This is a genomic window from Faecalibacterium sp. IP-3-29 (assembly GCF_023347335.1).
In the GTDB taxonomy this organism is placed as follows: domain Bacteria; phylum Bacillota; class Clostridia; order Oscillospirales; family Ruminococcaceae; genus Faecalibacterium; species Faecalibacterium duncaniae.
In genome coordinates this window covers 2,533,189-2,546,060 of record NZ_CP094471.1, presented here as the reverse complement: position 1 = coordinate 2,546,060, position 12,872 = coordinate 2,533,189, and the positions used below count along the sequence as shown (strand labels likewise).

General features: G+C 56.8%; 10 protein-coding genes, 1 pseudogene and 1 riboswitch. Of the genes and pseudogenes, 7 read left to right on the top strand and 4 right to left on the bottom strand.

Annotated features, from left to right (window positions below; genetic code table 11):
• Positions 1-95 precede the first annotated feature (95 nt).
• Positions 96-1,073, top strand: coding sequence for a carbohydrate ABC transporter permease (locus MTP40_RS12170; protein ID WP_242888627.1), 978 nt, complete (start codon positions 96-98; stop codon positions 1,071-1,073).
• The gene (locus MTP40_RS12165) at positions 1,073-1,939 is read left to right on the top strand and encodes a carbohydrate ABC transporter permease (protein ID WP_117534424.1); all 867 of its coding nucleotides are present in this window, start codon (positions 1,073-1,075) and stop codon (positions 1,937-1,939) included. The genes MTP40_RS12170 and MTP40_RS12165 overlap by 1 nt, the downstream gene beginning before the upstream one ends.
• Positions 1,940-2,011: 72 nt before the next feature.
• Here MTP40_RS12165 and MTP40_RS12160 read toward each other — a convergent pair whose 3' ends face one another.
• Complete coding sequence (locus MTP40_RS12160) at positions 2,012-2,308, bottom strand: putative quinol monooxygenase (RefSeq protein WP_035394851.1); 297 nt, start codon at positions 2,306-2,308, stop codon at positions 2,012-2,014.
• A 115-nt stretch (positions 2,309-2,423) separates the two neighbouring features.
• On the bottom strand, positions 2,424-3,539 hold the full coding sequence (locus MTP40_RS12155; protein ID WP_097771644.1) for an ABC transporter ATP-binding protein: 1,116 nt from the start codon (positions 3,537-3,539) through the stop codon (positions 2,424-2,426).
• Positions 3,540-3,666: 127 nt separating this feature from the next.
• On the opposite strand from MTP40_RS12155, the gene MTP40_RS12150 reads away from it, so the two are divergent.
• Complete coding sequence (locus MTP40_RS12150) at positions 3,667-4,512, top strand: helix-turn-helix domain-containing protein (protein ID WP_249259454.1); 846 nt, start codon at positions 3,667-3,669, stop codon at positions 4,510-4,512.
• A 47-nt stretch (positions 4,513-4,559) separates the two neighbouring features.
• On the opposite strand, the gene MTP40_RS12145 is transcribed toward MTP40_RS12150, so the two are convergent.
• On the bottom strand, positions 4,560-5,861 hold the full coding sequence (locus MTP40_RS12145) for an MATE family efflux transporter (protein WP_249259453.1): 1,302 nt from the start codon (positions 5,859-5,861) through the stop codon (positions 4,560-4,562).
• Positions 5,862-6,126: 265 nt separating this feature from the next.
• Positions 6,127-6,202: riboswitch (cyclic di-GMP riboswitch) on the top strand.
• 161 nt (positions 6,203-6,363) lie between these two features.
• Between MTP40_RS12145 and MTP40_RS12140 the strand changes: the two genes are divergently transcribed.
• From MTP40_RS12140 to MTP40_RS12125, 4 genes and pseudogenes are all read left to right on the top strand, one after another.
• Complete coding sequence (locus MTP40_RS12140) at positions 6,364-8,367, top strand: hypothetical protein (RefSeq protein ID WP_249259452.1); 2,004 nt, start codon at positions 6,364-6,366, stop codon at positions 8,365-8,367.
• A 363-nt stretch (positions 8,368-8,730) separates the two neighbouring features.
• Complete coding sequence (greA, locus tag MTP40_RS12135) at positions 8,731-9,216, top strand: transcription elongation factor GreA (RefSeq protein WP_097771648.1); 486 nt, start codon at positions 8,731-8,733, stop codon at positions 9,214-9,216.
• 19 nt (positions 9,217-9,235) lie between these two features.
• On the top strand, positions 9,236-10,747 hold the full coding sequence (gene lysS / locus MTP40_RS12130; protein WP_005935370.1) for a lysine--tRNA ligase: 1,512 nt from the start codon (positions 9,236-9,238) through the stop codon (positions 10,745-10,747).
• A 302-nt stretch (positions 10,748-11,049) separates the two neighbouring features.
• Positions 11,050-11,301 (top strand): annotated as a pseudogene (locus MTP40_RS12125) (DUF6061 family protein).
• An 83-nt stretch (positions 11,302-11,384) separates the two neighbouring features.
• On the opposite strand, the gene MTP40_RS12120 reads toward MTP40_RS12125, so the two are convergent.
• Positions 11,385-12,860 carry a glycoside hydrolase family 32 protein gene (locus tag MTP40_RS12120; protein WP_112121388.1) on the bottom strand — a complete coding sequence of 492 codons (1,476 nt, stop codon included), beginning with the start codon at positions 12,858-12,860 and terminating at the stop codon, positions 11,385-11,387.
• Positions 12,861-12,872 lie beyond the last annotated feature (12 nt).

Below are 12,872 nucleotides of genomic sequence, written 5' to 3'. Positions count from 1 at the left end.
AAACCTTTTGAACCGAATCTGAATGGGGCGGGCCGGACGCTGATCCCGCCCGCCCCGTTTTGCTTTGGGCAGTGTACGTCAGGAGGGCAGTTACTATGGGAGCAAAACCAAAGAAGAACGGCTCGATCAGCTATGCAAAGTGGGGCTATATCTTCATTGCACCGTTCTTCCTCATCTTTGCGCTGTTCCAGCTCATTCCACTGGGGTCTACGATCTATTACAGCTTTTTTGAATATTACCGCAGCGGCCTGAAGATCATCGGCCCCACCTTTGTGGGCCTGAAGAACTACATCACCCTGTTTGCAACTGACCTGCCCAAATACTTTGGCAACACGCTGCTGCTCTGGATCATCGGCTTCATCCCGCAGATCGCCATCTCGCTGCTGCTGGCGGCCTGGTTCACCGACCTGCGCCTGAAGCTGAAGGGCCAGACCTTCTTCAAGACAGTCATCTACATGCCCAACCTCATCATGGCTTCGGCATTTGCCATGTTGTTCTTTGCCCTGTTCTCGGATAACGGCCCCGTGAACGCTGCACTGGTGGGCATGGGCATCCTCAAGGAGCCCTTCAGCTTCCTGAACAGTGTCTGGGGCAACCGCGGCCTCATCGGCCTGATGAACTTCCTGATGTGGTTCGGCAATACGACCATCATGCTGATGGCGGCCATCATGGGCGTGGACCCCACCCTGTATGAGGCAGCGGAGCTGGACGGCTGCACCCCGAACCAGATGTTCTGGAAGATCACCATCCCGCTCATTCGGCCGATCCTGGTCTATGTGATGATTACTTCGATGATCGGCGGCCTGCAGATGTTCGATGTGCCGCAGATCCTGACCAACGGCAAGGGCGGCCCCGACCGCACCTCCACCACCATGATCATGTACCTGAACAACCACCTGTTCAGCAAGAACTACGGCATGGCCGGCGCGGTCTCGGTGGTGCTGTTCCTGGTGTGCGCAGTGCTCTGCGTGATCGTTTACATGGCCCTGACCAAGGAGGACGACGGCCTGAGCAGGGCCGAGCGCAAGGCCCGCAGGCAGGCGGCCAAACAGGTGAAGGGAGGAAAAGCATAATGTCACACGCAGTCAAGACAAAATCCGAAAAAGCGACCCTTGCGGCCCGCCGCACGGTGTGCTATGCGGCGCTGGTGCTGCTGAGCTTTTTATGCCTGTTCTTCTTCTATGTGCTGGTCATCAATTCCACCCGTACCCATTTTGAGATCCAGAAGGGCTTTTCCTTTCTGCCGGGCAGATCCTTGATGACCAACCTGAAAAATGTGCTGTCAGATGCCAACATCCCGGTGCTGACTGGTGTGCGGAACAGCCTGATCGTGTCCGGCTGCTCGGCTGCCCTCAGCGTCTATTTTTCGGCCCTGACAGCCTACGGCATCTACGCCTATAACTTCCGGTTCAAAAAGGCGGCGTTTGCCATCATCCTGCTCATTATGACCATGCCGACCCAGGTCTCGGCGCTGGGCTTCCTGCAGCTCATCACAAAGATGGGCCTGAAGAACAGCTTCATTCCCCTCATCATCCCCAGCATTGCGGCCCCGGCGGTGTTCTTCTTTATGAAGCAGTATCTGGATGCCAGCCTGCCCATGGAGATCGTGGAAGCCGCCCGCATCGATGGCGCAGGGGAGTTCTACACCTTCAACCATATCGTGCTTCCCATTATGAAGCCCGCTCTGGCGGTGCAGGCCATCTTCTCCTTTGTGTCCAGCTGGAACAACTACTTCATCCCCGCACTGGTGCTGGATACGGCAGACAAAAAGACCCTGCCCATCCTCATTGCACAGCTCCGCAGTGCCGACTTCCTCAAGTTCGATATGGGCAAGGTCTATATGCTGGTGGCCATTGCCATCCTGCCTGTGATCATTGTTTATCTGCTGCTGTCCAAGTTCATCGTCCGTGGTGTTGCACTGGGCGGCGTCAAGGGCTGAGCATTCCGTTCTCTCCTTCGGAAAAAGCACCCGCAGCCAGCAGGCCGCGGGTGCTTTTCTATCCTCTCGTGCTCAGTCGGCTTTGGCAATGCGCTGCATCGCGGTGGAAGCGACATGCTTCTCCTTGATGGCGCGGAGCTGGGCCATGTGGTCGGTGTTTACGTGGGCCTGCTGCTGGGCTTCGGAGTCCCACTCCTCAACGATGAGCAGCTCGTCCGGGTCGGCGGCGCTCAGGTAGTAATCGTAGCGCTCAAAACCGTCCTCCTGCTGGACCTTTGCCAGGATTCCGGCAGCGGCGACCTCCTGCAGAAAAGCGTCCCGCTGGCCGGGGAGCATACGGTAGGTGACCAGAAGCATCATGTGTTCCATGGTGAAATCTCCCTTATAATGTTCCAATGTGTGTTCTCTTAGACAAAAGCCGCCGGAAATCGCTTCCCGGCGGCTTTTGCTTATTAGGAGGATCAAAAGATGATCCCTGGAGAACTTAGTTCAGGATGGTCTGCTCGGTCTCGACATCAAAGACGTGGACCTTGTGCGGATCAAATGCAACGCGGACGGTGTCTCCGTTGCGTGCCTTGGAGGTGGGAGCGACACGGGCGGTCATCTTGTTGCCCTTGTACTCCAGGTACAGGTAGATCTCAGCGCCCATCATTTCGGACACATCGACCTGAGCCTCCAGGTGGCAGTCGGGGTGCTTTGCCATAAACTCGGGCTCGTCGTCGATATCCTCAGGACGGATGCCCATCTTGACCTTCTTGCCAACGTAGGAATCCAGCTTGCCGTCAGCGGTCTTTTCCTTGGGCAGGGGGATGGTGTCGCCGCCCAGGTCAATGGCGTACTGATCGCCGTTCTTGGTCACGGTGCCGTCCAGGAAGTTCATCTGGGGGCTGCCGATGAAGCCGGCAACGAACATGTTGCAGGGCATGTCGTACAGGTTCTGCGGGGTATCGACCTGCTGGATGATGCCGTCCTTCATAACAACGATGCGGTCGCCCATGGTCATAGCCTCGGTCTGGTCATGGGTAACGTAGATGAAGGTGGTAGCCAGCTTCTTGTGCAGCTTGATGATCTCGGTGCGCATGCTGGTACGCAGCTTAGCATCCAGGTTGGACAGGGGCTCGTCCAGCAGGAAGACTGCCGGGTTACGAACCATTGCACGGCCCAGAGCAACACGCTGACGCTGGCCGCCGGACAGAGCCTTGGGCTTGCGGTCCAGCAGGTGCTCGATCTCCAGGATCTTGGCAGCCTCGTGAACGCGGCGGTCGATCTCGTCCTTCGGGGTCTTGCGCAGCTCCAGACCGAAAGCGATGTTCTTGTAAACGGTCATGTGGGGGTACAGAGCGTAGCTCTGGAACACCATGGCGATATCACGATCCTTGGGGGGAACGTCGTTGATCAGGCGGCCGCCGATGTACATTTCGCCCTTGGAGATCTCCTCCAGACCGGCGATCATGCGCAGGGTGGTGGACTTGCCGCAGCCAGAGGGGCCGACGAAGATGATGAACTCCTTATCCTGGATCTCCAGGTTGAAGTCGGTAACAGAAGGAGCGGTAGCGCCCGGATAGATCTTGTAGATGTGCTGGCAGCTAATCGAAGCCATAGGTCATTGCCTCCATTAAAATTTTTCTATGTTACGGCACCTTGACGGTGCACGCTCTCGTTGATATTATAATAACAGATAACTTTGTGATATAAAATAGCATTTTATTGATTTGAGGTGTCAGATATTGCTTTATGATTGGACAAGCACCGCAGCCCTTGGCGTGGTGCGGGATATCCAGCCCAAAGACCCCCTGACCCTGACCGGCGAGGGGCTGTGGGTCTGCCTGATCTCCAGCGGCAGATGCACTGCCAGCCTGACCGATGCCTCGCCCTCCCCGGCGGGCAGCGCACTGATCCTGCCGCCCCAGAGCGCGGCGGCGGGCCATCTGGTGCTGAGCCGCGCCCCGTTGACCCTGACCCCGGAAGGGGAGAGCCACCTGCTCTGCATCCAGCTGACCGGGCAGGCGGCGGTGCAGTTCCTTGCCGGGCTGACGGAGCTGCCGTTCCTGGCCCGGGGCGAGACCTGCCCCGCCGCCGCAGAGCTGCTGGGCCGCCTTGCCGCCGAGGCCGATACACCCCGCAGCCGGGTTGCCAGCCAGCTGGCCTTTGCCCTGCTCTGTGAGCTTGCGGGGGCCGACAGCGCCGCCCCGCCCCTGCCGCCGCTGGTGGAGGCCGCCATTGAGGATATCCGCCAGAACTACGCTGGCCTGTACGGCGTGGAAGAGCTCAGTGAGCGGCTGGGAGTCTCCAAGAGCCACCTTGTCCGCACCTTTACCGCCGCCGTGGGGGTGCCCCCGGGGCGATACCTGACCACCGTGCGGGTGGAAGCTGCCATGCGGCTGCTCCTGCACCGGGAATACACGCTGGATGTCATTGCCAGCCTGTGCGGCTTCTCAGGGGCCAACTACCTGTGCCGGGTGTTCAAAAAAGAGACCGGCCAATCCCCCGCACAGTGGCGGGCCTTGGCCGGTCAGACAGCACGGCCCCTCAGCCCGGCGGAAAGCCAGCGGGAGCAGGCACTGTATATTTAAAATGTTCAGGAGCCGGGGCAGCACCCGGCTCTTTTCCGTGGAGGCGTTCAGCCGCACACAGACTGCGGGCGCTTGAGCAGGAACACCGTCAGGGCCAGCGTGATGGCCTCGGCGGCGGGGAAGGCCGACCACACGCCGTTCATGCCGAACAGGGCGCTCAGAATCAGCGAGCAGGTGACGATGGCGGCCACGCCCCGGCTGACCGAGGTGATGGTGGCCTCGGTGGGGCGGTTGACCGCACCCAGATAGCCCGCCGCAACAATATTACAGCCTGCAAAGAAGTAGCCCAGGAAGTAGATGCGCATACCGCTGTGGGCATATTCGGCCATCAGTGCAGAGCTCTCGCTGTTGAAGAGGGCAACAAAGGTATCGGTAAAGCCAAACACGGCACTGTACAACACCGCCGCCAGCGCCAGCGCAGTGCCGCAGCCCAGCAGAAGCAGCTTTTTTGCTCCGGTCATCTCGTTTTTGCCGTAGCACTGGCTGATCAGCGGCTGGGCACCCTGGGCCACGCCGTTGAAGATGGCTGTTGCCACCAGCGCAAAGTTTGCCACTACGCCGTAAGCGGCCACGCCCACGTTGCCCGCCAGCCGGAGCAGCAGGAAGTTGAACACGGTGGTGGTCACGGCAGAGGAAAGCTCCCCGACAAAACCGGAGATACCAAGCTGGCAGCTCTGCACCAGCAGCCGGGCCGAGGGGTCCTGCCGGACAAAGGTGAGCGTGTTGCTCTTTTGAAAAAAGTGGCGGCTGCAGATGGCGATGCTGAGCACCGGCGAGATGGCCGTTGCCAGCGCCGCGCCGGGCAGGCCCAGCCCCATGGGGAAGATGAAGATGTAATCGAACACCACATTGAACAGGCTGCCGCTCAGGGTGGCCACCATGGCAAGGGACGGGTCGCCGTCGTTGCGGACGAAGGCCGAGAAGATGTAGTTGCACATGAAGAAGGGCGTGAACAGCAGGAAGATGCGGGTGTAGTTCAGGCCCAGCGCCACAATGTCCCCATCGCCGCCCATGAGCTGCAGAAGCGTGCCCGGGCAGAACGCGCCTGCCAGCATGAACGGGATGGCGATCAGGCAGGCGCAGAGGATGGCGTTGGAAAAAAACCGCTGCGCCCGCGCCTCGCCCTGCGCCTGCAGAATGGCGTACCGGGTGGCCGCACCCAGGCCGATCATCGAGCCGAAGGCAAAGATCAGGTTGTACATGGGCAGGCAGAGGTTCAGCAGGGTCACGCCGTCGGTGCCCGCCGCCTGGGCGATGAAATAGGTGTCGGCCAGAATATAGCACGATGTGCCGATCAGACCGAAAATATTCTGCGACACATACTTGAAGAACTGCTTTGTCAGGTTCATGGATGCTTCCTTTCCGCAGGGAGAATAGGGGAGTGAAACGTAAAAACGACTACTACTATATCATAAAACCTGGCATATTTCAACGAAAAAGCGAGAAAACACGCCGCCTTTTCCCAAACGGAACACTTCTCCCCGGGGAGATGCTGCTATCCGAAAATGCCATACAGATACTTCCCTTTTTGTGCAACTTGCCAAAGATGGTTTTGGGTTATTGACAAAAAAAAAAAAAAGTCTTATGATTTTTGTGTAAAATGCCACATTGAAACAGAAGAATCGGCAAACCAGTCGAAAGGCTGCGACGCAAAGCTAAAGGGCCTGTAATATGGCAGCCAGCCGCACTTTCTCAACCATACCGCACATGGGCATCACCTCAAGGGGCGGTAGATTCCCAAAGTACAAAACGCAGAGCGTTGTACCAGCCATTTGGCCGGTGCGGCGCTCTTTTTGCTTTGTGCGGGCATGGTTATATTTTGGGAGTAATTCATAAAAGGAGGAAAACGATATGAAGTTGAAACGACTTGTCAGCGCTGTCTTAGCGATTGGTATGGCTCTGACCATTCTGCCCACTGCGGCGTTTGCAGCTGGAAATGATATCGTGCCATCTGAAGTCGGAGGTCTTGAAATTACCGAGGAAGGGTATCCAAAAGTACCAGACGAGACACCTGGCTCAATTGTAGTTAATGGTGTAACTGTCACTAGAACAAATATTACAACAAACGCTACTGGTCCACTTGATAAATGCACTGGTGAAGGTTGGTGGTGGACACCATATAGAAACAAGCCTGGTTCTGGTACAATGACTATCGCTTCTGGTTATTCATATAAGGGGTCAAAAATCCGGAATGAAATTGTTTTATATAATCAGGGAACTATCAATGGCGGAAAGTATAGATATGTTAATAACTCCGGTACGATAAACGATTGCTATGTACATCAAATCATTAATAGTGCCGGTGGCGTTATCAATGGCGGAACTTACTATGAAATGATAAAAACCAATTCGGGTACAATTAATCGTGCAGTATTCAAATTAAAGTCAAATTTGACAGACGCACACGAATTGACTGCTCAAGGTTGCATAATTAATGAAGACTTACAGGATCATGTATATACCGTTGGTGATCCAAAAGTAACAATCGCTTTCAAAGATACTCGAAAGAAAGTTAGTGGTTGGTTCATCAATGGTGAGAAAGTAGATGAAACCACTTTGCCCGGTGCTGTTGCTGGTCGTGATGGAGACTATGCTACCCTGACTTTTACCATGCCGACCGACAGAGATGTCGAAATTACCGTCAGCAAAATCGCAACTCCCTTAAAAATCGAAAACGGTCTACCGGTTGATAGCCTCGGTTCGTATTTCGGCAGCCCGTATGATGGCTGGACTTATAACAGCGGTGTGGAGACCAAAGAACTGAACAAAGCCATGACAATTGAAGATTGGTACACTGCTGATCTTGAAAACAATGCAGTAAAATGGCGTATCACAAATAACGGCATACTCCAGAACGGCATCATCAGAAATAGTGTAACCAACAATGGCACTGTTAAGGATGTCACTGCCACAAGTTACTTTACCAACAATGGTACAATTGAAAGCGGTGTATTCAGCCGTTACACAAACTTTGGTGAGCAGAACCCTGCTGTCCGTTGGGTAACTGTGAATGGCGGCACCGTGAACGGTATGACCACCGCCGGTGTTGTCGGCGAGCAGGAAGTCACCATTACCGCCCCAGATGGCTTCAAGTGCTGGTCTGTTGCCGGTGATACCGATTTCACCCTGACCGAAGAGCAGAAGCATACCAACCCGCTGACTTTGAAGCTGAACGGTGAGGACAAAGGCACTATCATCTTGACCGCACAGAGCGAGGAAGGCTATTACCCTCTGAACCTGACCGACGGTAAGGCTTACAGCGTAACTGCCGACGGCGCAAAGGATAAGGAGATCACTGCCGCCCGTGCTGGTGATACTGTGATTCTGGAAGCAGATGCCACTCTGATTCCTGACGGTATGGTCTTTGACCGCTGGGAAATCACCGGTAATACTGAGCTGACCGGTGGTTTTGATGCCAGTGCTGAAAAGACACAGTTCATCATGCCCAATACGGGTGTGACCATCCGTGCAATGTACCGCATGGCCGATGTGGAAGAACCCGACGTGCTGGGAACTGTGGCTGTCGTGGCCACCGCCGGTGTAGGTGCAGCTGTTCTTGGCTGGACGGGCTACCAGCTGGGTACGGAGCTGTACCTGAAAACCGCTCTGCCCGCCGGTACTGCCATCCCCACAAACCGTGCCGAGCTGGCCCTGCTGGTGTGGAACCATGCCGGTAAGCCCGCACCCGCCGCAGTTCTGCCCGCTGATGCCACCGATACCCAGAAGGCCATTGCCTGGGCTGTGGAAAACGATCTGCTCAAGGCCGCAAAGGACAACGGCGAGACCTATGTGGATACCGATTCCGTGAGCCGTGTTGAAGTGATCCGCGTGTGGAATAAGGCACAGGAAAAGTAAACCCCACCGTCATCCCTTCGGGATGCCACCGCCCCTAATAGGGGCGGCCTTGGCAAAAAGGTGAAACTATCCGCCATGCCAAGGGCCCCCCTATTAGCGGGGGCTGTCGCTGAAAGCGACTGGGGGGTTGCCCCCACAACCGAACCATTCTCTATTCCCAAATAACCTGTGGAAGCGCCCTGCCGGGGAACCGGTGGGGCGCTTCTGCATAGGGGCGGGAGCCGAAACCGCCGCTTTTTCCGCTCTAGCGCCGTGGTTTTTATTGACAAGCTCCCGGCTTGCTATTATAATAGAACAGTCATAATAGCATTCGTGCGCGGCTTTGCGGCTGCGTCAATCCAATAGACAAGGAGAAGATCCAAAATGGCACAAGAAATCAAGATGTCCGCTTCCGGCCTGAAGGCGATGCAGGACGAACTGGAATACCTCAAGACGGTCCGCCGCAAGGAGCTGGCCGAGGAGATCAAGGAAGCCCGCAGCCACGGCGACCTTTCTGAGAACAGCGAGTACGATGAAGCCAAGAACACCCAGGGTCTGGTGGAAAACCGCATCACCGAGCTGGAGCAGATGGTCAAGAACGCTGTGATCATCGACGAGAGCGAGTTGAGCGTGGACAGCGTTTCTGTTGGCACCCACGTTTCCATCAAGATGATCGGCGATGATGAGGCCGAGGAGTACGATATCGTTGGCCGCACCGAGGCTGACCCCATCAACGGCAAGATCAGCGACGAGAGCCCTGTGGGCCACGCTCTGCTGGGCAAGGCCGTGGGCGAGAAGGCTGAGGTCCTGCTGCCCTCCGGCCAGACCGTCGAGTACGAAGTGCTGGCCATCACCCACGCCGCAAACTGAGCCTGAATGGGAGGAAACCATGGAAGAGCAAAAGAGAAACCCCGCTCAGGGCCTGTCTGAGAGCGAGCAGGTGCAGGTGCGCCGCCAGAAGCTGGCCGACCTGCAGGCTGCCGGAAACGACCCCTTCACCCTGACCAAGTTCCCCCAGGACGCATACTCTGCCGACCTGAAGGAAGAGTTCAAGGATCTGCCCAACGAGACCGACAGTGGCAAGCAGGTCGCGCTGGCTGGCCGTATGATGTCCAAGCGCGTGATGGGCAAGGCAAGCTTTGCCCACCTGCGCGATGACAAGGGCGATATCCAGCTGTATGTCCGCCGCGACGAGCTGGGCGAGGAGGCCTATGCCGCCTTCAAGAAGCTGGACGTGGGTGATATCATCGGTGTCAAGGGCGAGGTGTTCCGCACCAAGACCGGCGAGCTGAGCGTTCGTGCCACCGAGCTGACCCTGCTGGCCAAGAGCCTGCGCCCCCTGCCCGAGAAGTTCCACGGCCTGACCGATACCGAGATGCGTTACCGTCAGCGCTATGTGGACCTGATCGCCAACCCCGAGGTGAAGGATACCTTCGTCAAGCGCAGCCAGATCCTGAAGGAGATCCGCGCCTATCTGGACGAGAAGGGCTTCCTGGAGGTGGATACCCCCATCCTGACCCCCTTTGAGATCGGTGCCTCCGCCCGCCCCTTCTACACCCACCACAACAGCCTGAACATGGACATGGTGCTGCGCATTGAGACTGAGCTGTACCTTAAGCGCCTGATCGTGGGCGGCATGGACCGCGTGTATGAGGTTGGCCGCATCTTCCGCAACGAGGGCATGGACCCCAAGCACAACCCCGAATTTACCAGCATCGAGCTGTATCAGGCCTTTACCGATTTCCACGGCATGATGGATCTGGTGGAAGAGCTGTACAAGCGCCTGGCCCTCAAGATCTGCGGCAGCATGGTCATTCCCTATCAGGGCAAGCAGATCGATATGAGCCACTGGGAGCGCCTGACCATGGTGGAGGCTGTCAAGAAGTATTCCGGCGTGGACTTCAACGATTGGAAGTCCGACGAGGATGCCATTGCCTCTGCCAAGGAGCATCATGTGGAGCTGCCCGAGGTTCCCACCAAGGGTGCCATTCTGGCCGAGTTCTTCGATGCCTTTGTTGAGGACAAGCTGATCCAGCCCACCTTCATTTATGATTACCCTGTCGAGATCAGCCCGCTGGCCAAGCGCAAACCGGATGATCCCGCCTTTACCGAGCGCTTTGAGTACTTCATCGACTGCACCGAGTACGGCAACGCCTTCAGCGAGCTGAACGACCCCATCGACCAGAAGGGCCGCTTTGAGCGTCAGGTCGCCGAGCGCAAGGCCATTGAGCCCGATTGCAAGGCTCAGGTGGATTACGACTACGTCAACGCTTTGGAGTACGGTCTGCCCCCCACGGGCGGCCTGGGCTTCGGTGTGGACCGCCTGGTCATGCTGCTCACCGACAGCGCCTCCATCCGCGATGTTCTGCTGTTCCCCACGATGAAGCCGATTGAGCAGTAAATTCCCAATTTAAGCAAAACAAAGCCTGAAACTTCTTGATGTACTGAGAAGTTTCGGGCTTTTTCTTTTGACGGATTTCCAGCGAAAACTACGCCATACGCCAATTTTACGCCAAACGATGTAGGATTTTGTGCAGAGCAAAAAGAGCGTTGTTCGCATTTAGCGTAAAATTGGAGCGTGTGGTGGATGGGTGCAGACCTGCAAAGGGCTGCATCACAAAGCGGATTCATGAATCTGCAAACGGACAAGCCGGAACTTTCCACCGCAGAAGAAGTAAATGTGAAAAACATGGAGGCTTTCTTATGAACAAACTGCTTTCCTGCCTCTACAACATGGACACCAACCGGGTGGAAGCCCGGTTCGAGGGTGGCACTACCCTTGCCATCGACTGCATCGCCGTGGAGGACGAATACGGCAACACCCCGGCACAGCGGGCAGAGCTGGACTGACTGCTATACAATAAGCCTTTGGAGTATGCTCAGCTTGTGCTGAGAGGGGAGATTGAGCACTACCTGTCACTTGGCTGTGACCACGGCAGGCTGGAAAATCCATGACATAACAAACACAGCCCCGCTTTGGCGAAGGAGAAGCCAAAGCGGGGCTGTATTGATGAAGGAGAAATGAAGGGAATATCAGGTTACAGATTCAGCTCAAACTGTTCCACTGTAACAGTTGCTTCGCCATCGGCAGCAAAGGCAATGCCGTCGGCAGACTGGGGGGTGTAGATCCATGCGGTCATGGTCTGCTCGCCATCGTTGGCGAAAACTTCGATGCTGTTCTTATCCAGCAGGATGCGGAGCTTGAGCGCACCGTTCTGGCTGCGCACCTTGCAGCTGCGGGTATGCACGATGTCGGCACGGGAACCGGCATAGCTGCGATCCAGCGTCAGCTGCGAGGTGTAGGGGTCGTAGGTCAGGCTGGTGTGATGGTCTGCATCGGCGGCCAGCTTCAGGGTAAAGGAGCGGTATTCGCCGGGCTGCACCGTGACGGTCAGGTCGGCCACACGGCCCTTGATGCCTTCCAGAGAAGTTTCGCCTTGCACCGTCACATTTTCGTGGAAAGTGCGCTTACCGTGGACGGCATCCAGCTCCCGCACCGGGGCCTGAACAATGCGGCCGTCCTTGATGTGCAGCTCGCGCGGGCAGATGGTCTGCCCGAACCACTTGCAGCCCTTGGGCTTATCCTCGGTGTCCGACCATGTCTGCAGCCATGCGGTCATGATCCGGCGGCCATCCGGGGCAAGGGTGGTCTGGGTGGCGTAGAAGTCGATGCCGCCGTCCATCAGCTGCACGTTTTCCTTGGTGAAAGTGTGGGTGGCTTCGTCGTAGTTGCCGATGAAGGCAATCACGTTGTGACCGTTGTGGAACTCGCCCTTGGGCAGCATCTCCATGGGGCCAAGCATCAAGACCTGCTTGCCATCCAGCGGAAAGAAGTCCGGGCACTCCCACATTTTGCCGTACTGATTGTTGCAGCGTTCCAGCACCGTGACAAAGTGCCAGTCGAAGCCGTCCTTGCTCTGGAACAGTGCCGCTGCGCCGCTGCCGTCCTCGGCCAGGCAGACGGTGACGACAGAGTAGGTGCCATCGGCCTCACGCCAGATCTTGGGGTCCCGGAAATCAAACTTACTGAAGCCTTCCGGCAGATCCTTCTGGGTCAGCACCGGGTTGCAGGCAGGCTTTTCGTAGTCGAGACCGTCACCGATGGCAATACTCTGGGTCTGGATATCCCGCATCTCCCCATTGGGCTGCTTTTCTGCCACCACGCTGGTGTACATCAGCAGCTGCTTGCCGTCATCCATCTGGGTGGCCGAGCCGGAGAAGCAGCCGGGGCCATTGTCTGCCGGAGAATCCGGTGCAAGCGCACAGGGCAGATACTCCCAGTGCAGCAGGTCGGTGCTGACGGCGTGACCCCAGTGCATGGGCGCCCAACGCACATCGTAGGGGTTATACTGATAGAACTGGTGATACTTCCCTTTATAATAAGAGAAGCCGTTGGGGTCGTTCAGCCAGCCCACATAAGGGGTCATGTGGTAAGCAGGGCGTTCCGCCGGGGAAATGGCAGCGCCGTGCTTGGCCTCGTAGGCACGGGCTTTGTTCAAAATTTCACTTGGCATCGCGGATGCCTC